General features: G+C 50.0%; 22 protein-coding genes and 1 other annotated feature. Of the genes, 21 read left to right on the top strand and 1 reads right to left on the bottom strand.

The features are described 5' to 3' along the window. The first annotated feature begins 3 nt into the window (after nucleotides 1-3). From JUF10_RS05985 to JUF10_RS05900, 18 genes are all read left to right on the top strand, one after another. Entirely contained in the window at nucleotides 4-546 is a 543-nt protein-coding gene (locus JUF10_RS05985; protein ID WP_203641322.1) for a dUTPase, read from the top strand. Between the two features lie 637 nt (nucleotides 547-1,183). Further along, nucleotides 1,184-1,786: a TetR-like C-terminal domain-containing protein gene (locus tag JUF10_RS05980; protein ID WP_236008165.1), complete on the top strand. Its 603-nt coding sequence runs from the start codon at nucleotides 1,184-1,186 to the stop codon at nucleotides 1,784-1,786. Nucleotides 1,787-1,829: 43 nt separating this feature from the next. Continuing rightward, nucleotides 1,830-1,910, top strand: a sequence feature (ribosomal protein L21 leader region). 20 nt (nucleotides 1,911-1,930) lie between these two features. Continuing rightward, complete coding sequence (gene rplU / locus JUF10_RS05975) at nucleotides 1,931-2,239, top strand: 50S ribosomal protein L21 (protein WP_203641321.1); 309 nt, start codon at nucleotides 1,931-1,933, stop codon at nucleotides 2,237-2,239. A 28-nt stretch (nucleotides 2,240-2,267) separates the two neighbouring features. Next, a complete protein-coding gene (locus tag JUF10_RS05970) occupies nucleotides 2,268-2,606 on the top strand; it encodes a ribosomal-processing cysteine protease Prp (RefSeq protein ID WP_203641320.1) in 339 nt (112 codons plus the stop codon). A gap of 24 nt (nucleotides 2,607-2,630) precedes the next feature. After that, nucleotides 2,631-2,924 (top strand): 50S ribosomal protein L27, encoded by a 294-nt coding sequence (gene rpmA / locus JUF10_RS05965; protein WP_203641357.1) that lies wholly within the window; start codon nucleotides 2,631-2,633, stop codon nucleotides 2,922-2,924. 94 nt (nucleotides 2,925-3,018) lie between these two features. Then, a complete protein-coding gene (locus JUF10_RS05960; protein WP_203641319.1) occupies nucleotides 3,019-4,083 on the top strand; it encodes a M24 family metallopeptidase in 1,065 nt (354 codons plus the stop codon). Nucleotides 4,084-4,160: 77 nt separating this feature from the next. Further along, nucleotides 4,161-4,721: an elongation factor P gene (gene efp / locus JUF10_RS05955; protein ID WP_125688527.1), complete on the top strand. Its 561-nt coding sequence runs from the start codon at nucleotides 4,161-4,163 to the stop codon at nucleotides 4,719-4,721. 37 nt (nucleotides 4,722-4,758) lie between these two features. Next, nucleotides 4,759-5,199, top strand: coding sequence for an Asp23/Gls24 family envelope stress response protein (locus JUF10_RS05950; RefSeq protein WP_048736198.1), 441 nt, complete (start codon nucleotides 4,759-4,761; stop codon nucleotides 5,197-5,199). Beyond that, nucleotides 5,199-5,627 carry a transcription antitermination factor NusB gene (gene nusB, locus JUF10_RS05945; RefSeq protein ID WP_125688528.1) on the top strand — a complete coding sequence of 143 codons (429 nt, stop codon included), beginning with the start codon at nucleotides 5,199-5,201 and terminating at the stop codon, nucleotides 5,625-5,627. Before JUF10_RS05950 ends, nusB begins: the two co-directional genes overlap by 1 nt. Nucleotides 5,628-6,542: 915 nt before the next feature. Continuing rightward, nucleotides 6,543-7,409, top strand: coding sequence for a bifunctional 5,10-methylenetetrahydrofolate dehydrogenase/5,10-methenyltetrahydrofolate cyclohydrolase (locus JUF10_RS05940; protein ID WP_203641318.1), 867 nt, complete (start codon nucleotides 6,543-6,545; stop codon nucleotides 7,407-7,409). After that, entirely contained in the window at nucleotides 7,396-8,748 is a 1,353-nt protein-coding gene (xseA, locus tag JUF10_RS05935; protein ID WP_203641317.1) for an exodeoxyribonuclease VII large subunit, read from the top strand. The genes JUF10_RS05940 and xseA overlap by 14 nt, the downstream gene beginning before the upstream one ends. After that, nucleotides 8,741-8,989: an exodeoxyribonuclease VII small subunit gene (locus JUF10_RS05930; protein ID WP_048736194.1), complete on the top strand. Its 249-nt coding sequence runs from the start codon at nucleotides 8,741-8,743 to the stop codon at nucleotides 8,987-8,989. Before xseA ends, JUF10_RS05930 begins: the two co-directional genes overlap by 8 nt. Next, nucleotides 8,979-9,884, top strand: coding sequence for a polyprenyl synthetase family protein (locus JUF10_RS05925; protein ID WP_203641316.1), 906 nt, complete (start codon nucleotides 8,979-8,981; stop codon nucleotides 9,882-9,884). The genes JUF10_RS05930 and JUF10_RS05925 overlap by 11 nt, the downstream gene beginning before the upstream one ends. Continuing rightward, complete coding sequence (locus tag JUF10_RS05920) at nucleotides 9,881-10,696, top strand: TlyA family RNA methyltransferase (protein WP_203641315.1); 816 nt, start codon at nucleotides 9,881-9,883, stop codon at nucleotides 10,694-10,696. The genes JUF10_RS05925 and JUF10_RS05920 overlap by 4 nt, the downstream gene beginning before the upstream one ends. 93 nt (nucleotides 10,697-10,789) lie before the next feature. Then, nucleotides 10,790-11,245, top strand: coding sequence for an arginine repressor (locus tag JUF10_RS05915; RefSeq protein ID WP_048736191.1), 456 nt, complete (start codon nucleotides 10,790-10,792; stop codon nucleotides 11,243-11,245). A gap of 74 nt (nucleotides 11,246-11,319) precedes the next feature. Beyond that, nucleotides 11,320-13,032, top strand: coding sequence for a DNA repair protein RecN (gene recN, locus JUF10_RS05910; protein WP_203641314.1), 1,713 nt, complete (start codon nucleotides 11,320-11,322; stop codon nucleotides 13,030-13,032). 159 nt (nucleotides 13,033-13,191) lie between these two features. Then, nucleotides 13,192-15,717 (top strand): SpaA isopeptide-forming pilin-related protein, encoded by a 2,526-nt coding sequence (locus JUF10_RS05905; protein WP_203641313.1) that lies wholly within the window; start codon nucleotides 13,192-13,194, stop codon nucleotides 15,715-15,717. Between the two features lie 125 nt (nucleotides 15,718-15,842). After that, nucleotides 15,843-16,313, top strand: coding sequence for a hypothetical protein (locus tag JUF10_RS05900; RefSeq protein WP_203641312.1), 471 nt, complete (start codon nucleotides 15,843-15,845; stop codon nucleotides 16,311-16,313). 79 nt (nucleotides 16,314-16,392) lie between these two features. Here JUF10_RS05900 and JUF10_RS05895 read toward each other — a convergent pair whose 3' ends face one another. Continuing rightward, nucleotides 16,393-16,719 carry a hypothetical protein gene (locus JUF10_RS05895; RefSeq protein WP_203641311.1) on the bottom strand — a complete coding sequence of 109 codons (327 nt, stop codon included), beginning with the start codon at nucleotides 16,717-16,719 and terminating at the stop codon, nucleotides 16,393-16,395. 282 nt (nucleotides 16,720-17,001) lie between these two features. Here JUF10_RS05895 and gmk point away from each other — a divergent pair, with 282 nt between their 5' ends. The 3 genes from gmk to coaBC all read left to right on the top strand — a co-directional run bounded on the left by gmk (nucleotide 17,002) and on the right by coaBC (nucleotide 19,116). After that, nucleotides 17,002-17,616, top strand: a complete 615-nt coding sequence (gmk, locus tag JUF10_RS05890) for a guanylate kinase (protein ID WP_143462035.1) — start codon at nucleotides 17,002-17,004, stop codon at nucleotides 17,614-17,616. A gap of 2 nt (nucleotides 17,617-17,618) precedes the next feature. Further along, nucleotides 17,619-17,834 carry a DNA-directed RNA polymerase subunit omega gene (rpoZ, locus tag JUF10_RS05885; RefSeq protein ID WP_020089007.1) on the top strand — a complete coding sequence of 72 codons (216 nt, stop codon included), beginning with the start codon at nucleotides 17,619-17,621 and terminating at the stop codon, nucleotides 17,832-17,834. A 76-nt stretch (nucleotides 17,835-17,910) separates the two neighbouring features. Further along, on the top strand, nucleotides 17,911-19,116 hold the full coding sequence (gene coaBC / locus JUF10_RS05880; RefSeq protein WP_203641310.1) for a bifunctional phosphopantothenoylcysteine decarboxylase/phosphopantothenate--cysteine ligase CoaBC: 1,206 nt from the start codon (nucleotides 17,911-17,913) through the stop codon (nucleotides 19,114-19,116).

Raw genomic sequence — 19,116 nt, 5'->3', positions numbered from 1 at the left:
AACGTGTTAGAACTAGCAAAATTAGTCCAGCAATCAATTGCATTGGATGAACAGATTACGGCCGACCGCCAGATCGAGATGCCCCGTAAGCAACAGATTGAGAATGCCTACGTGGCCTTAGACGTCGAGCTAGCAGAAGTTGCCAATACGTCGGAATGGTTCAAGGTGTGGAAAACGCACCGTGGCAAGGCCGATGAAGGTCAGACGCCCCGGGAAACATTGCTGACGGAATACACGGATGCCATGGACTTCTTCTTTTTGGTGGCGGCCAAGAAAACGTGGACGCACCTGATTATGATCACGGAAGAAGACTTGACAGGACTGGAAAAGAGTCGGCCCGCCAAGGATCTGGACCAACAATACTTAATTCTAAAACGGATGGTGTTCAACAGTCACTTTTCCCACCGACAAGAGGATTTCCGTCACGCATGGCGGCTATTCTTGAAGTGGGGGGTTGTCGATTTTGGCTTTAGTCAAGACGAGATTCAAGCGGCTTACGAAGCCAAACGGCAGGTCAACTTGGACCGGCAAGCAAATAATTATTAAATCTTAGGGGGTTCTGAATGTAATCATTCGGGGCTCCTTTTTTTTGTTCAAAACGTTATCAGATTAATGTAGAGGGGATATTAGCCTAATGTGTTCCCAGATTGTCGGAGGGCTAGTTTTAGAAAATGCTTGCCTACGCTAATAAGTACTTTGATAATTCATTTGTTGTTGTGGCATACAAGGATAGTCAGTGTATGTGAAATTATATAAAGACGTTTTGTGGATCTGATTAAAATTTAGCGTTACTGGACATACCGGTTGATATTGAAAAAAACAATCAGAGCCGGAGGAGGTCAGGGATGTAGCCAGTTGTGTCGACTCTGTTAGTCGGGGTTCTTTCCCGGCTTACAGAGTGGGACGACCTCAGAGACACGTGGCTTTTCGTGGCTTTGAGACGAGACGGAAGCCTGTACCCTAACCCTAGGCTGGAGGCGTTCCCCATAGCAGGTGGAATCCCTGGCAGCCGGAGTGCGGCCATAATAAGCTAACCTAATTATCGGATAATTCAATAAGCCGGTGAAACAGGGGACGAAAAACTTGTCAGCGGCGCTAAAAATCGGTATGGTTTTAAGTAAGCAGTAAAATCGGTCAGGACGGAAGGGAGCGGGGAACTATCAGTCAATTAGATCCACGGGTGGTGCGGACCAACGAGCAGTTGCGCCAAGCACTTAGCGAGTTATTACAGCAGCAATCATTACAACAGATTTCGGTTCAGAAGTTGACCAACACGGCCCAACTGACGCGGGGGACCTTCTATCTGCACTATAAGGATAAAACGGATTTCTATGAACAAACAGAACAGCAGGTCATTGATGAGTGGTTTGCAGCGGCCAGAACGGTGATTGCGCCCAACGGAAAGTCCGTAAGTGGCTTCGCTCTCGGTCCGGCATTACGCTATGTTGATCAACACCATCAGGTCTTAACGGTGCTGCTACATCCCCAATTTACGCAATTTCGGCCACGCTTGCAGCAACGCTTTGAACGAGAACTATTGGCATTTAGTCAACAACTGCCAGCTATGGCAACTGAAGAGTTACCAGTCGACATTCAAATCGCCTTTTTGACGAGTGCTTTTCTGGGGTTAGTCGAACATTGGCTGGATGACAATCGTCGCTACCGTTCTGAATTTCTAGCACAATCTTTTCGACAATTGGCGACGCCGAATGTCACGCCACTGGCGGCTTGGTTCGCTTTAGTAGGAACTGATATCGCGCGCCGTTCAGAAAAAAGCTTGACGTAGCTGACCCCATCAAGTATAATTTTCATGTTGTATTTGTGGACTTCCACAGCTGCAACCGCTCGGGACGAGTCATTAAGTTTTCCGCCTTGCGGAGCACTTGTTTTCGGCGAGTCTAAGTCTAAATATATAAGGAGGTGCACACACATGTACGCAATTATCGTAACTGGCGGCAAGCAGTACAAGGTCGAAGCAGGCCAAGCTGTTTACGTCGAAAAGTTGAACGTTGAAGCTGGTGAAAAGGTTACTTTTGACCAAGTTGTCTTTGTCGGTGGTGACAAGCCTAAGATCGGGACGCCAACTGTTGCAGGTGCAACCGTTACTGGAACTGTTGAAAAGCAGGGTCTGGAAAAGAAGGTTGTTACTTTCAAGTATAAGGCCAAGAAGGGTACTCATACGAAGAAGGGTCACCGTCAACCATACACCAAGGTTGTCGTTGATGCTATCAACGCTTAAAGCCTAAAGATTAAGAGAGGCGATCTCGATGATTCATGCGACGTTCCATCATGGAGCTAACCGAATCGATTCATTCCAAATCACTGGCCACGCTGACTCAGGTGAGTATGGTCACGACATTGTTTGCGCTGCGGTCTCGGTGCTTGCGATTACGACGGTCAACGGTCTACAACGAATCGCTAAGATTCCGATAGATGTTGAGAATCGTGATCAGGAGGGTGGTTATCTGGAAGTCCACCTTCCACCAAAGCTGGAAGCAACGGCCGAATTAAAGGGACAAACACTCCTCCAGAGTTTTGCGGATGGGTTAAGAGATGTCGCCACAAATTACGCGGATTATGTTAAATTCGCTGAAATAAAAGACTAAATTGCGGAGGTGAAACTTATGCTGATGAACATGAACTTACAATTCTTCTCTCACCATAAAGGTGGTGGGTCTACTGCTAACGGTCGTGACTCTGCTGGTCGTCGTCTTGGGACGAAGGCTGCTGATGGTTCAACTGTTACCAGTGGTTCTATCCTTTACCGTCAACGTGGGACGCACATCTACCCTGGCTTGAACGTAGGCCGTGGTGGTGACGATACTTTGTTTGCTAAGGCTGCTGGCGTCGTTAAATTCGAACGTCTTGGCCGCGACAAGCGTCAAGTATCCGTATACCCAGTTGCTGAAGAAGTAGCTAAATAACACGAGGTTTTCCTCGTAACGACTGAAGAGCTTGAGGCGAGACCAATTCGCTTTGAGTTCTTCTTTTTTCTCTATTAAAAAGGAGGATGGGTCAATGACATCACGAATTGAACGGTTGCAAGCACAGTTTGCGTCTCTGAGCATCGATAGTTTTCTGGTCTCCTCAGCCAGTAACCAGCAGTATTTAGCTGGGGCCAGCGTTGAGGGTGGCGATGGGTACTTGTTAGTGACGGCGAAACGCGCAGTCTTTATTACGGACGCCCGTTATCAGTCGGAATTGGCAACGACCATGCCAGATATGCCGAAAATCATCACCCGTGACTATCTACAGGCGGTTGAAGAGGTCTTAGAGGCCGATGACGCAACCGTGTTAGGCCTTGAAGATAGTTTGACTTTGGCCGAGTTCGACTGGTTAGACGAGCATTTGATGAGCGACATCGTGCCGCTGGCTAATGTTGTCGATCAGTTGCGGCAGGTCAAGGAACCGGCCGAATTGGCTGCAATTCGCCGAGCAACGGCGCTGACCAGTCAAGGGGTCGCGGCCTTATTTGATGTCTTAGCGCCCGGGATGACCGAACGCAAGGCTGCTCAGTGGCTCGAACGTTGGATGCAAGATCACGGCGCAACGGGTCCTAGTTTTGGGACCATCGTTGCCAGTGGTGTGCGTTCCGCTTGGCCTCATGGTCAGGCCAGTGATAAAGTGATGGCAACCGGTGAGTTGGTGACCATTGACTGCGGTTTTTACGTGGACGGCTATACGTCTGACCTAACCCGAACGGTGGCTTTAGGTGATCCCGGTGCGGACCTTAAGGCGGCTTACCAGGCGGTGCAGACGGCTCAAGAAAAGATCATTGCGGCGACTAATCCCGGCGCAACGGGTGATGAGATCGATCACGCGGGACGAGATTTCTTGACGGAACAGGGCTACGGAGATGCCTTTATCCATGGTACCGGTCACGGTATTGGGTTAGACATCCACGAAGGCCCGAACATTGGTCGCGGCTGGCCAGATGTGATGGCGGCAAATGAAGTCGTCACCGCAGAACCAGGCGTGTACTTTGCCGGCAAGGGTGGTATCCGCATTGAAGACGACGTGTTGGTCACTGAGACGGGTCATGAAGTCCTCACGACCACGCCACGGAATTTAATTATTCTGTAAGTGACCCACGTATCTTGCTTTTTAGGGGTAAGAATTGATATTATAAAGAGGACATATTTTAGGAGGCTGAACACATTATGGCAATTTCGACTGCTGATTTTAAAAACGGTTTAACTATTGAAGTGGATCACGCAATTTGGCGCATCATTGAATTCCAACACGTTAAGCCAGGTAAGGGTGGCGCTTTCGTTCGTTCAAAGCTTAAGAACTTACGGACGGGTGCCGTTCAAGAAAAGACTTTCCGTGCCGGTGCTAAGATGGAACAAGCTGATATTCAGACGCGTTCTATGCAATACCTGTACGAAGATGGCGGTAACCGGGTCTTCATGGACACCGACAACTTCGAACAAATCGAAGTTCCTGGTGAAAACATCAAGGACCAACTTCCATACTTACAAGAAAACATGAACGTTGACTTGGTTCAATACGGTTCCGAAGTTCTCGGTATCGAAGTACCAAACACGGTTGTCTTGGAAGTTGTTGCTACGGAACCTGGTATCAAGGGGAACACCGCTTCTGGTGGGTCCAAGCCTGCTACCATGAACACTGGCTTAGTCGTTCAAGTTCCTTTCTTCGTTAACGAAGGCGACAAGCTCTCTATCAACTCTACCGACGGGACTTACATTTCTCGCGCATAGTTTCACACACGTTTAATCAGTAAGGGAGGGTCAACGAATGGCAGAAGATACTAATATCATTTTAGAATCAAAGGAACCCGCTTTAGGCAAAATCGAAGTGGCACCGCAAGTCCTTGAAATTATTGTGGGCATTGCAGCTAGCCAAACTGAAGGTGTTGCTCGGATGCGGGGGTCTCTGGCAAACAGCGTCACGGAATTATTCGGTCGCAAGGAACAACATGGCAAGGGCGTTAAATTAGTCTTTGACGGCGACGAATTAGCGGTTGATGTTTACGTTTACTTGAATTATGGGGTTGCCGTGCCAAAGGTCGCCTTAGCCATTCAAGATAGCGTCAAGCAACAATTGTTGTTCATGACGGACCTCGATTTACGTGAAGTTAACGTTCACGTGGAAGGCGTCATTCCCGAAAAGACGGCGCAACAGGTCGATCCTGATAACCTGTTTAACCAGAGCGATGAAGGAGACAGTGACCAATAGTGACACTTACACGACATCAAATTCGGGAACGGGCGTTTCAAATGTTATTTGCGTTGAACGCCAATCCCGATGCCGATCATGATGCGTTGTACCAACGTGTTCTGACGGACGACCCGAACCAAACCGTTCCCGTGCCAGACTACCTACAAACGTTAGTGACGGGTGTCTTGGCACATCAAAGCGAATTGGACGCACAAATCGACCAGTACCTAAGTACCGGTTGGCAGTTGAAGCGGATCGCGAAGACTGACCTTGTGATTCTCCGATTAGCATTTTATGAAATTGACTACGTGGAAGAAGTGCCTGACCGTGTAGCTGTCAACGAAGCCTTGGAATTAGCCAAGAACTTCAGTGACGACCGTTCACGGCGGTTCATTAACGGTGTGTTAGCACATACCTTAGACGAACCTTTGGATTCACAATCTTAGTCATTAATTAGACCAACCGCTAAATTACTAGTGGTTGGTCTTTTTTTAGACTTAGGCTTAAAACCTTAAAACCTTAAAACCTTAAAACCTTAAAACCGAATTGTGATAGCGGGTCGCACTGCGGTTGCCAGGGATTCCACCTGCTGCGGGGACGCTTCAGCCGAAGGGCGGGCTTCTCGCTCGCTTTTAAGCCGCGTGACCCATGCGTCTTAAAAGACGCCCATGGTCTAGGCTAGCAGGGACGCCAGCCAAGGCCATTATCGCGGCCGGCTCCATCTCTGGCCTCCTTCGGCTTTATGTTGATGTTCATTTGTGATGGCCGTTTGGGGAGTAAAGTGCAGATTTGATTGGCTGGTTATTAAGGGTGTTCAGATCATCAAGCCGGTTGGGATGGTCCTAAGCTGATTATTGACTATGATTATTCAGAGTCGGCGTTAAAGGACGTAATTTTTAAAGTTCGTTCCTTAGACGCCAAGAATTATCCTGTGTATTCATAAAGTCAGTTAGTACAAAGCGTCCCAGTTGATTCCAGATGGCGTAGTGGCTGTGACCTAATTCTGTGGTTGACGAACCATGATGGAGAGTAGTTACTGCTTAGCTTGAATGGAGACTCGATGACAGTGATAGTATGGCATCAAGTATTTGTGCAGAACAGGCGATGACTCTGATTGGGAGTAATGGAATTAATGTTTATTTCCTGCAGAAGGTCAATCAGAGCCGGAGGACCGTTCCGTAGTCCGGAGCGTCCCCACAGCAGGCGGAATCCCTGGCAGCCGCAGTGCGGATAATTCATATCCATTTATTATTAATCTTTTAATGTTAAATGAAGCACCTGAGCCATACTGGAAGGTCCCGTTTTGGGGCTGACTATGCTAAAATAGAACGTAACTTTGAATTTTGGGGAGGACGAGCTTCATGACGACGATCATTGATGGGAAGCAACTGGCAAAAGAGGTCAATGCGCAGACCAAGGACCGGGTGGCTGCCCTAACGCAACGTGGAATTACGCCCGGATTAGCCGTGATTATCGTGGGGGATGACCCGGCTAGCACGATTTATGTCCGCAACAAGCATAAAAAGGCGACGCAACTTGGCATTAACTCAATCGTGCGGCAATTACCCGCCACGGTCAGCCAAGCAGAATTAATTGCCATTGTTCAGGCGTACAACGCTGACCCGACAGTCCACGGGATTTTGGTCCAATCGCCGTTACCCGTTGGCTTGGACGAACAGGCCATCGTGGCGACCATTGATCCTGCGAAGGATGTCGATGGCTTTCACCCGTTGAATGTCGGTCGGCTATTTGCGAACTTACCTGGCAAATATCCCGTCTCCTGCACGCCACGGGGCATTATGACCATGCTGGACTCCCTACATCTTCATTTACGCGGTAAACGGGCAGTCATCGTCGGTCGCAGCCGTATCGTCGGTCGGCCCATGGCAGCCATGCTGATCAATGCTGACATGACGGTCAGTGTTGCCCACGTTTACACGAAAGATCTGAGTGAGATTACCCGGGAGGCCGACGTGTTAATCGTGGCGACCGGTGTGACGCACCTGATCAAGCGCAACGATGTGAAGCACGGTGCCGTCGTCATTGACGTGGGGATGGACCGCGATGAGAATGGTAAGCTGACCGGTGACGTGGACTTTGACGGCGTCGTTGACCGGGCGGGGGCCATTACGCCCGTGCCGGGTGGTGTGGGTCCCATGACCATTGCGACGTTGATGCAACAGACAGTAGACCTATGTGAGTGGAGTGAGCAACTTGGCAACGACTGATTACCTAACAGTCACAGCATTAACCCAATATTTAAAACGAAAATTCGATGTCGACCCTTATTTAGGCAAGGTGTATCTGACCGGTGAAATTTCTAACTTTCGCTTGCGGCCACACGCCCACCAGTACTTTAGTCTGAAGGACGACCACGCGAAAATCAGTGCCATCATGTTCAAATCGGCATTTGAAAAATTAAAATTTACGCCAGAGACCGGGATGAAGGTCCTGGTGACCGGACGAATCTCCCTGTATGAACCCAGTGGGAGCTATCAAATTTACGTAGAACGGATGGAGCCAGATGGCATTGGTCAGCTCTATCAGGCCTATGAACAGTTAAAGCAGAAATTGGAGACCGAGGGCCTTTTCTCGGCGCCTAAACGACCATTACCGCGCTTTCCTAAGCGAATCGCAGTGATTACGAGTCCTAGTGGGGCCGTTATCAGAGATATCATCACGACCACGCGGCGGCGTTACCCCATCGCACAGATCGTCTTGTATCCGGCGGTCGTTCAAGGTGACGGGGCCGCGCCTGACTTGGTGCGCCAGATTCAGCGGGTCAACGCGGCGGGCACCTATGACACCCTGATCATTGGTCGGGGTGGTGGGTCCATCGAAGATCTGTGGCCCTTTAACGAAGAAAGTGTGGCCCGGGCCATTGCGGCCAGCCAGATTCCGGTGATCTCATCGGTAGGGCACGAAACGGATACTACAATCGCCGACCTGGTCGCCGACGTCCGGGCGGCAACGCCCACGGCTGCGGCCGAATTGGCGGTGCCCGTGTTGAGCGATGAGTTGTTGAAATTACAGCAGCAACGCACACGGCTCCTGAACGCCATGTCTAACCGCATCAATTTCCAGCAGGAGCGTTTGAATAAGCTGATGACGGCTTACGTGTTCCGGCAACCGCAACGGCTGTACGAAACGTACGTCCAACGGCTGGACCGAGCACAACAGGCATTGAACCGTAACGCCCAGACGCGGGTTCAACAGGCAACACAACGGGTTCAATTTGCCCGCCAAGGTCTGGTCGCTCAGTCCCCGTTAGCACGGGTGCAGCGTGACCAGCAGACCGTTAGTCAGACGACGGTACGCTTGACGACCGAAATGAAGCGCTATATGGCCAAGCAACAAGAACACGTTGGCCAATTGGCAAGTGGCTTGGATTACCTGAGTCCGCTGAAAATTATGGGCAGAGGGTACAGCTACGTCACGCAAAATGACCACGTTGCCAGAGCCACGGCTGATTTAAAGCCGGGCACCGCAACGATTCATTTGAGCGACGGTACCGCTGAAGCAGAAATTAAATCTATTAAACCAGCAACGGAGGATCAACATGAGTGAAGAAACGAAACCGACTTTTGAAGAGAATTTAACGACATTGGAACAGATCGTCGCGCAACTTGAACAGGGCGATATTCCGTTGGAACAAGCCCTAGCCCAATTTCAGAAGGGTGTGGCCTTAAGCAAGGACTTACAAACGACCCTGCAAGACGCCGAGAAGACGTTGACGACGATGATGTCTGACGACGACCAAGAAGTTGCTTTTGAGACGCCACAAGGGGGCGCTGGTGATGCCAAGTGATGCACGCTTAACGCAGTTCGAACAGACTTGGGTGCCGTGGCTCAACGCGCCGCTAAAGGCCGCCATTGTTGCGGACAGTGGCGATGACCGGTTGGCCGAAGCCATGAGCTATTCGGTACTGGCCGGTGGCAAACGGTTGCGGCCATTGTTGACGGTCGCCACGTTGCAGGCCCTCGGTCACACGGTGGACCAGAAACGCGACTGGCAGCCGATTATGGCGCTAGAGCTGTTGCACACGTACTCGCTGATCCATGACGATCTACCGGCCATGGACAACGATGCGCTGCGCCGTGGTGAGCCAACCAATCACATGAAATTTGGTGCGGGCATGGCGACGCTGGCCGGCGATGGCCTGTTGACGTTGGCCTTTCAATGGCTGACGGCGACCGACCTATCTGCCGAAACGCAGGTGGCATTGACCCAAGCGTTGGCTCAAGCGGCCGGCCCTGGCGGCATGGTCGCTGGTCAGGCCAAGGATATTCAGTCTGAACACGTGGACCTGCCGCTGACTAAGCTCCGGGTGCTTCACCGGGAAAAAACCGGGGCCTTACTGCATTACGCGGTCCAGGCCGGATTGATCTTAGGTGAGACGCCACGAGACCAGTGGGCACCGTACCTCCAGTTTGCCGATGCCTTTGGACTGGCATTTCAGATCTACGATGACATCTTGGACGTGGTCAGCACTCCAGCCGAACTGGGTAAGGCGACGCAAAAAGACGCCGGCGAGGCCAAGAATACCTATCCGGGTAAACTGGGCTTGCAGGGCGCAAATCAAGCGTTGATCGACACGATTCAGGCTGGTAAGACGGCTTTGGCACAATTACCAGCTAGCGAAGGACGGAGTCTGCTGACCGCCTTCTTTAGTTACTTTGATACGAAACGGGTGAAAGCATGAAGAAAAAACGGGTGGCGGACCTTTTAGTTGAACAGGGACTCTACACGTCGTTGGACGAGGCGAAACGCGCCGTAATGGCCGGTGAGATTTTGGGCACCAATGAAGAACGGTTGGACAAGCCAGGGTCGATGATTCCGGCGGATACCGAGCTTCATTTGAAGGGTCATCCTCTGCCTTACGTATCACGGGGCGGGTTTAAGTTGGCCAAGGCGCTCGAGGTCTTTGACATCGACGTGACCGACCGTATCGTTTTGGATATCGGATCCTCGACCGGTGGTTTTACCGACGTCATGCTCCAGAACGGCGCGCAACTCAGCTACGCGTTGGATGTCGGCAGTAACCAGTTGGTGTGGAAATTACGGCAGGACCCGCGGGTCATCGTGATGGAGCATACCAATTTCCGTTACAGCAAGTTAGCCGACTTCACCAAGGGTCAACCGACCTTTGCGTCGATCGATGTGTCCTTTATCTCCCTCGACATGATTTTGCCGCCGTTAAAGGGCATCTTGGCGACCGGTGGGGATGTTGTGGCGCTGATCAAGCCGCAGTTTGAAGCGCAACGGGGAGATGTCGGGGCTCACGGCATCGTGCGTGAGCGTCGGGTCCACACCGCCGTGGTCCAAAATATCATTGATTTTGCGGTGGCGACCGGTTATAGCGTGCTTGGCCTCGATTTCTCACCGATTCGGGGTGGCGAAGGCAACATCGAATTCCTGGTTCACTTACAATCTGTCGATAAACATGCAGTCTGTGTAAGTTCAGTTTCCGTTGAAGAAACGATTAATGCTGCTTACGAAGGCCTCAATCAATAGATTATGAGAAAATTATTAGAATTTACTTTCCAAATACTTAGGTCTGGTATATGATAAGATTATGCATTTTTATCACATAAAGGGGGGCCAGGTATGAAAAAGCAGGAACGCCAGCAATTATTGAAACGGTTGCTCACATCACGGGAAATCGAACGGCAAGAGGACTTTGTCCGTTTGCTCGCCGAAGATGGCATTCACGTCACACAGGCAACGATTTCACGGGACATCAAGGAGATGCAGTTGGTTAAATTACCAGCTGAATCTGGCGGTTACCGTTACAGTTTACCCGTCCAAAAGAAGATTGATACCCAGAAGAAATTGCAGCGAACCTTGCAAAATGCCTACATATCCTTTGCGGTACAGGACCAATTTACGGTTTTGAAGGTACTTCCCGGTAATGGACCGGTGATTGCCTCGTTATTGGATCAGATGCGCTACGAGTATGTTTTTGGCACGGTGGGCGACGATAGTTCCGTTCTGACCGTTTGTGTTTCCCATCAGGGTGCTTTACAATTAGAAAAGACGATTGACCGCATGCTTGCGGATTAAGAGCAGTGACCACGACTGACCGACCAGCACAGAGCTGAGCATCAGCAGTGGTCTTTTGTTTAGGGGGCAAAAAAGTGTTACAGGAACTATCAATTAAAAATTTCGCCATCATCGAACGCCTCGATGTGGTGTTTAAAAATGGGATGACGGTCTTGACCGGGGAAACCGGTGCCGGGAAGTCCATCATTATTGATGCAGTCGGCCTGCTAGCGGGTGGTCGTGGATCTGCCAACTTTGTCCGGACGGGCATGGATAAGGCGGTCATTCAGGGGAGTTTTATCTTTCCCGCGGGTGGAACGACCTACAAGGTCCTCGATGAGCTGGGTATCGACCACGACGATGGCAACGTCATTTTGCAGCGGGAAATTCACCGCAACGGACGCAATACCTGTCGGGTCAACGGCATGCTGGTCAACACCAACACGTTGAAGCATATCGGTGAAACGGCGGTCGATATTCACGGACAAAACGAGCACCAAGAGCTGATGCAACCAGAAAAACATTTGGGGATGTTGGATGAGTTTGCGGCAGACCAGGTGCACGACCTAAAGGCTCAGTACCAGACGACCTATCAGCAGTACACGCAGTTGCGCGATACGTTAGAGAATAAGCGGGCCAACGAAAAAGAGTGGGCCCAACGCTTGGATATGCTGAAATTTCAGGTCAACGAGATCGAGTCGGCCCAGTTACAGCCGGGCGAGGAAGACGACCTGATTGCGGAACGAGACCGGTTAGACAACTTTCAAAAGATCAATGACGCGTTACAACAGACGGCGTTGATCTTGACGGGTGAGGACGCCGCACCGGGGGTGAATGACCAGATCAGTAGCGCGATGCAGGCAATGCAGGCAATCGCGGACTTTGACCCGGCCTTCAAGCAGATTGCGGGCGGACTGGAATCGGCCTATTATGCGCTGAGCGATGCCGTGGGCGATGTCTCATCGCAACTGGACATGCTAGAGTGGGACGAAGGGCGCTTAGATGAAATCGAGCGGCGACTGGAAGTCATCAATCAGTTGAAGCGCAAATACGGTGACTCCGAAGGCCAGGTCTTGAAGTATTTTGACCAAATCTCGGTGGAACTCAAACAGATGCAGTCGACCGACGAGACGGCAGATGATTTGGAGACCCAAGTCGCCAACCAACAGTCGACCCTACTGAAACTGGGAGAAAAGTTGAGTAAGGCACGTAAACAGGCTGCTCAAGAGTTGGAGCAGGCGATTCATGGCGAACTGGCCGACCTCTACATGGATAAGACGGTCTTTGCCGTGCACTTCACGCGTTCGAAGACTCAGCCGCTGTTAAGTACCGGACTGGACCACGTGGAATTCTATCTGCGGACGAACCCCGGCGAAGCCATGCGGCCGTTAGCCAAGATTGCCTCTGGTGGGGAATTGTCCCGAATCATGCTGGCATTGAAGACGATTTTCTCCGAATCACAGGGAGTGACGTCGATTATCTTTGATGAAGTGGATACTGGGGTCAGTGGCCGGGTGGCCCAAGCCATTGCTGAAAAGATCAGTGGTATCGCTAGGGAGTCACAGGTTTTATGTATCACTCATTTACCCCAAGTGGCGGCTATGGCCGATCACCATTACTTTATTGCTAAGGAAATCGTGGGTAATCGGACGGAAACGCACCTAACTCGATTAAGTGAGCAAGACCGTGTTGGCGAAATTGCCAGAATGTCTGCCGGAACACAGGTGACGAAGCTCGCGTTAGAACATGCGAGCGAACTGCTTGGCCTCGCGGATAAGGCAAAAGCTAAAGTTAATCAAAAAAAATAATAAACTTGAAATGCAGGTCGTCCCTAGGGGGAATAGACCTGTTTTTATTTTGAGGTAAAACTAGTTGAAACTATTTATGAACTTTAGCTTAAAATTGTTGTCTGTTTGGGATATAATTAGTTTCGAAGCGTAACAGTTAGCATGAGGGGTGTGAGTCAGATGTGGAAGAAAATTGGTGCTTTTTGTCTAGGATTACTAGTAACCCTGTTGATTATTTGCGGGGGGAGTCTTAGGGCGAGTGCCAAGGATATTACAATGGCGACGAAGGGACTAACCGCTGCTGAAGCAACAATTACAGAGAAAACTAATAGTGGGGTCGTGACAATTGACCCTGGTGCTGATTTGGAGGCAGGTCAAAACTACAGCATTACCTATAATTGGACATTAAAAGATGGTATCGCAATTGAAGATGGCGATACCGCGACGGTTACTTTACCCGAGACAGCAAGCTACGGGAACATTTCATTTGAGATTGAGGATGAAAAGACCGGAACGGACGTTGGAACTTTTACCCTCAATAAGGACGACGACACTGGAACCATTGTGTTTAATAACCAGTTGGCGAATACAAATATTGGCCGTTCTGGGTCATTAAATTTTGCTATCACTGGAACTAAGATGGTTGATAATGGTAGTGGTGGCAGTGATGGCAGTGATGGTCCTGGTTATGTTGTCAATAAAAATGGCTGGGTCAGTGCATTTGATAGTACCAATAAGACGTGGCCCGCCCAAATGGTCTGGGACGTTTTCTTCAATGTTAACGCCGATGACATGGGGGCAACGACGGTCACCGATACGCTTGGAATCAATCAAGACTACGATCCAAATTCAACAACGGTCACCTATACCGATGCTAGTGGAAATGTGCTGGATAAGGTGACAGGGGCAAGCGTTGAGCCGACCGTTGACGGACAAAAGTTGACCTATCACTTTGACCACGTTACGACGGGGGTTGAAATTGTTTACACAACAACGGTTAAAAATCAGTCGGGAACTAGTGGTACGTTGACTAACGATGTGGCGGTTGCTAGTGCTAATGGGATTACGGGAAATCCCGGTGGTAGTGGTGACGGGACGATTGAAAGCCCGGCTTTAAGTCATAAGGATGTTGAATGGGGCGGTTCCGGTAATGCTAGCGGAGATTATTCGGGATCTGCGGTGTTGACAAAAACTGGCATTGACGGCAAACTTCTGGCCGGTGCTCATTATGAGTTTTATAATGATGAGAATGAGCTACTTGGTTCAGGAACTACGGATGATCAGGGACAGTTAACGATGAAAGGTCTGTCCGCTGGTAAATATTACTTTAAAGAAACAGCCGCGCCGGATGGTTATCTGCTAAATTCAGCACTTGTCCCAGTCACAATCGCGGCGAACAATACGTCAACGCCGGTTGATGTCAGTCAAACAGATAGTCAAAATAATGTCATTTTGACGAAGACGGCGGCCGATTCAGGCGATACTTTGGCGAATGCAGTTTATGATGTTTATGATAGTACGGGAAGCGTCGTCAAGAGTGGACTGAAGACCAATACGGCTGGACAAATTCAAGTTACAGGACTAGCTGCTGGTGATTATTACTTCAAGGAAACGGCCGCACCAATGGGGTATGAAGTAAATGATGAGAAGGTACCATTTACCATGACTTCAACGATGACCACGGTTAAGCAGGTTAGCCAGAGCGATTCACCGGTTAAAGTGGCAACCGGGTCAGCTACGTTAAATAAGACAGCATCGGATACGGGCTATGGCTTGCAGGGTGCTGTTTACGAACTCTTAGCTGCAGATCAGACGACAGTCATCGGTACACCTCAGACTACGGACATTAGTGGTCAGCTAACGGTTGGTAATTTGGAATCGGGGACTTACTACTTTAAGGAAATCAGTGCACCAGATGGCTATGCCCTTAATCAGGAATTAGTACCGGTTGTCGTTGATGCTAATAGTGATCAGTCTGCGGTGGCGTCTCAAGTTGACCAGTCGACAGCCACAGGATCAAGTTCCGACGATACGACAACGACTTCATCGGAACCAACCGAATCGTCAAGCTCATCGAGTTCGAGTGTAATTACTAGCTCAAGCTCTTCTAGCTCTATTAGTTCCAGTTCTTCAGAGTCTAGTTCTTCAGAGTCTAGTTCTTCGAGTTCTAGTTCTTCGAGTTCTAGTTCATCAGGTTCAAGTTCATCAGGTTCAAGTTCTTCAGGTTCTAGTTCTTCAAGTTCCAATTCATCAAGTTCTAGTGTATCAAGTTCCAGCTCAACGATATCATCGTCATCGAGTTCGGTACCATCAATATCTTCTAGCTCGTCAACGTCAGTTCCATCGAGTTCAAGTTCAACGGTGACGTCGTCTTCGACTAGTAGTCGACCAACTAGCAGTACTTCTAGCTCACAAACAGTAAGCAGTAGTTCTACGGGAACGGGATCGTCTTCTGCTGATGTCGTTACCGGTGGTGGTGCGGTAACCGGGGTAGATCAATCCTCATCGTCCAACACGATGGGTGGCGGTACCGGGGCCTTTGCCCATAACGATTCAGCCACTACATCATCAACAGCGGCGAAGGATAAGTCTAACCGCTACTTACCACAGACCAATGAAGAAAAGAGTGCTGGCGTCTTATTAGCTGGGGTGCTCTTACTTGGATTTGGCACGAGCCTCTGGCGGTTACGGCAACATCGTGATTAGCTAAAGTTGAAATAAGGGCTACTTCTAGCTGGGAATTCTTCCGGCAGAGGTAGCCTTTTTGTTAGCGACCGTTAACAAATCATTGTATAATTAACTTGTGAAAATAAAAACTTGGGGGCTTTACTATGAAACGCGGACTAGGTTTGGGGTTGGCCGTGATCTCATTTGGCGTTGCCGTTGGGTTCATGACAACGCAACCGGTTATTGGTCAGGCGGGCACCACCGCTCGACCAACGCCAACCGCTGTACGGGGAAGTTGGTTTCAGGAACAGGATTTGAAATATCGGGTCAAGATTACGAAGTCAACGTTTGTTTTTGGTGGCGGCTACTATGCTAGCAAGAAGTGGCATCCAATCGACCAGCAGTCCTATCAGGTCAGCCGCAAGGTCAAGCAGGGGACGTGTACCTGGAGCAAGCAGGCCAATGCCAACGGCTATTATACGGTCAAGGTCAAGAACGGTAAGTTTCTGATCAAGGCCAAAAGCGGCATTTTAACGGTTAAGCAATATCGAAATGGCAAGGACGTTAACGGGTATCCGCTATACTTCCATCACATCAAGAACGCCGCGGCAGTTCTGTCCGGCGAGACAAAATAGGTTAATGAGACAACAAAGGACACCGCGTTAGCAGTCACTAGAAATGGTGGCGCTGACGCGGTGTCCTTTTGACAATTAGTTATTTAGCGCGCTGAATGGAACGCAGGAGTTCGGGGGTCACGATAGTAAACAACGAACGGCTTTGCTTTAAAATGAGGCGACCAGCGGTATCTTGTTTGAGATGGCCGATAACGGTCATCGGGGCAGCATCGACAGCGGCTTTGAATTGAAGCCGGACTAAATAGTGCCGGTCCAATGTTTGCCGGATAAAGTAGTCCAATTGAAATTTAGGCATTTGTGGATAGACAACTTGACCGTTAATGACGGGTAGGTCACTGAACAGATCCCGGTAAGCGGTAGCCACCCGATCAGACAGGGCAGACCGATTTACATTTACATTTTGCATGCTGATCACCTCGAACATTTGTTTGTATTTTCATTATACGAACACGTGTTTGAGATTGCAAGCCTTTTTGTTCTGATCCTGAATTTTTTTATTGGCGACGACTTTTTTTGAGAATTGGGCCGCAGATGCAGTATTTATCCTTAAATAGTGGTAATATAGTATCCTATAGATTATAGTTCAGGCCAAGCAATCTTGACTTTAAACGGTACGGTAGTCACAAGTCGCTGACGCGATGACTATGGTATCATAATTAAATTTTTTTGATGAAGGGATTTTTAAACGATGGCTAAACGTGGAATGCTCATTGTACTTTCAGGTCCTTCCGGCGTTGGTAAGGGAACGGTGCGTAAGGCGCTGTTCGAGACCGGTGCGACCGACTTTTCCTATTCCATTTCCATGACGACCCGCCAACCGCGGGAAGGTGAAGTGAATGGCGTCGACTATTACTTCGTGTCCAAGGAAGAGTTTGAGGAGAATATTCGTAACGGAGAAATGCTGGAGTACGCCAAGTATGTTGACAACTACTATGGAACCCCGTTAAAATATGTTAATGAGACCCTTGATCAAGGCAAGGATGTTTTCTTGGAAATCGAAGTGAACGGTGCGATGCAAGTGCGGGCAAATTGTCCCGACGCCGTCTTCGTTTTCCTGACGCCACCAGATCTGATGGAGTTAAAGCACCGCTTGATTGGTCGGGGAACGGACGCCATGGACGTCATTAACAAGCGCATCAAGAAGGCCGTTGGTGAAATTCGGATGATGCGGAATTACGACTATGCCGTTGTTAACGATGAAGTTAGCAAGGCAGTCGACCGGATTCAAATGATTATTCGCAGTGAACGGTTACGCGTGACCCGGGTCATGCCGGATTACGAACAAATGATTGGAGACGAATAAAAATGCTACTTTATCCCTCAGTTGATGATTTATTAGCACAAGTTGATTCTCGGTACTCATTGATCATGTTAGCTAGCAAGCGGGCCCACGAGTTGGATGCCGGTGCTAAGCCACTTTTGACCGACTACAAGTCCCCGAAGACCATTGGCCGGGCTCTTGAAGAAATTGCGGCCGGTGCATTAATGATCGATCCGGACGAAAAGGATCTCAACGCTTAAGTTCAAGCGTTAGTTTTAAGACCAGGTTGCCGTTGGGTAATCTGGCTTTTTTTATCATGGCAAATGGAGGTCAGCTATGTTCGAAGAAAAACACATTACGTTAACGGTCAGCGGTAGCGTTGCGAGTTACAAGGCGGCGACCCTGGCCCGTGACTTGCAGCGCGCGGGGGCCACAGTTCGCGTGGTATTGACGGCGAGTGCCGCAAAATTTGTGACGGCGGCCACGTTTGCAGCCTTAACGAAACAGCCCGTTTTAACCGATGATGGTTGGTGGCGGGCAGATGGTCAGATCAGCCACATTGAACTGGCTGACTGGACGGATCTCGCCCTAGCAGCGCCGGCATCGGCTAATTTAATGGCGCAGTTCGCCAATGGTCTGGCCGATGACGTTGCCAGTGCCACTTGGTTGGCGACCGCTGCGCCTAAGGTCGTGGTGCCGGCCATGAACACCCACATGTGGCAAGCACCGGCGACCCAGCGTAATTGCCGTCAATTGACGGCCGATGGTGTGCACGTGTTGCGCCCAGCGACCGGTCCCTTGGCGGAAGGCTATTCGGGGCAGGGCCGTTTCCTCGAACCGACCGAAATTGTCCGCCAGTTGGCAGAATTGCCCTTATTTGATGCGCAGACCTTAGCCGGTAAACACGTGCTGGTCACGGCCGGTGGGACACGCGAACGTCTCGATCCCGTCCGTTTTCTGACCAACGACTCCTCCGGTAAAATGGGGTACGCCGTTGCCGCGGCCGCACAACAAGCCGGTGCGACGGTCACCTTGATCACGGCACCGACCAAGCTGACTGCACCAGCGGGTGTCACCGTCGTGCCGATTCAGAGCACCACGGACCTCGCTCAGGCGGTTTTAGACCGTTTTCCGGCCAACGATGCCTTGGTGATGGCCGCGGCCGTTGCGGACTTCCAGCCGGTGGCAGTGGCTGACCAGAAGATCAAGAAGACGCCAGCCAACGATGAATTCATTTTAAAATTAAAAAAGACACCAGATATTCTTAAAGAAGTCGCTAAGATCAAGCGGGCCGACCAAGTGACGGTCGGGTTCGCGGCTGAGACACAGAACGTGTTAGCCAATGGGGAAAAGAAGCTCCAGTCCAAGCACCTCGATATGTTGGTCGCCAATGACGTGTCGCGTGCCGACATTGGTTTCAATAGCGATGAGAATCAAGTGACCTTTATCCTGCCAGCTGGGGTCACGGATCAGACGCCAAAAACCAGTAAAAAGGTGATTGCCCGGGCATTAGTTGACCGGGTCGCCCAATTGTTCAAGTAA

The sequence above is a fragment of the Levilactobacillus andaensis genome, from assembly GCF_016861695.1.
In the GTDB taxonomy this organism is placed as follows: domain Bacteria; phylum Bacillota; class Bacilli; order Lactobacillales; family Lactobacillaceae; genus Levilactobacillus; species Levilactobacillus andaensis.
This window is presented reverse-complemented; position numbering and strand designations above follow the sequence as displayed.

Bases quoted from the DNA above. Each gene is read 5' to 3' on its own strand.
- rplU (WP_203641321.1), top strand. From the start codon at position 1,931: ATGTACGCAATTATCGTAACTGGCGGCAAGCAGTACAAGGTCGAAGCA.
- JUF10_RS05970 (WP_203641320.1), top strand. From the start codon at position 2,268: ATGATTCATGCGACGTTCCATCATGGAGCTAACCGAATCGATTCATTC.
- rpmA (WP_203641357.1), top strand. From the start codon at position 2,631: ATGAACATGAACTTACAATTCTTCTCTCACCATAAAGGTGGTGGGTCT.
- JUF10_RS05960 (WP_203641319.1), top strand. From the start codon at position 3,019: ATGACATCACGAATTGAACGGTTGCAAGCACAGTTTGCGTCTCTGAGC.
- efp (WP_125688527.1), top strand. From the start codon at position 4,161: ATGGCAATTTCGACTGCTGATTTTAAAAACGGTTTAACTATTGAAGTG.
- JUF10_RS05950 (WP_048736198.1), top strand. From the start codon at position 4,759: ATGGCAGAAGATACTAATATCATTTTAGAATCAAAGGAACCCGCTTTA.
- JUF10_RS05940 (WP_203641318.1), top strand. From the start codon at position 6,543: ATGACGACGATCATTGATGGGAAGCAACTGGCAAAAGAGGTCAATGCG.
- JUF10_RS05930 (WP_048736194.1), top strand. From the start codon at position 8,741: ATGAGTGAAGAAACGAAACCGACTTTTGAAGAGAATTTAACGACATTG.
- JUF10_RS05925 (WP_203641316.1), top strand. From the start codon at position 8,979: ATGCCAAGTGATGCACGCTTAACGCAGTTCGAACAGACTTGGGTGCCG.
- JUF10_RS05920 (WP_203641315.1), top strand. From the start codon at position 9,881: ATGAAGAAAAAACGGGTGGCGGACCTTTTAGTTGAACAGGGACTCTAC.
- JUF10_RS05915 (WP_048736191.1), top strand. From the start codon at position 10,790: ATGAAAAAGCAGGAACGCCAGCAATTATTGAAACGGTTGCTCACATCA.
- JUF10_RS05905 (WP_203641313.1), top strand. From the start codon at position 13,192: ATGTGGAAGAAAATTGGTGCTTTTTGTCTAGGATTACTAGTAACCCTG.
- JUF10_RS05900 (WP_203641312.1), top strand. From the start codon at position 15,843: ATGAAACGCGGACTAGGTTTGGGGTTGGCCGTGATCTCATTTGGCGTT.
- JUF10_RS05895 (WP_203641311.1), bottom strand. From the start codon at position 16,719: ATGCAAAATGTAAATGTAAATCGGTCTGCCCTGTCTGATCGGGTGGCT.
- gmk (WP_143462035.1), top strand. From the start codon at position 17,002: ATGGCTAAACGTGGAATGCTCATTGTACTTTCAGGTCCTTCCGGCGTT.
- rpoZ (WP_020089007.1), top strand. From the start codon at position 17,619: ATGCTACTTTATCCCTCAGTTGATGATTTATTAGCACAAGTTGATTCT.
- coaBC (WP_203641310.1), top strand. From the start codon at position 17,911: ATGTTCGAAGAAAAACACATTACGTTAACGGTCAGCGGTAGCGTTGCG.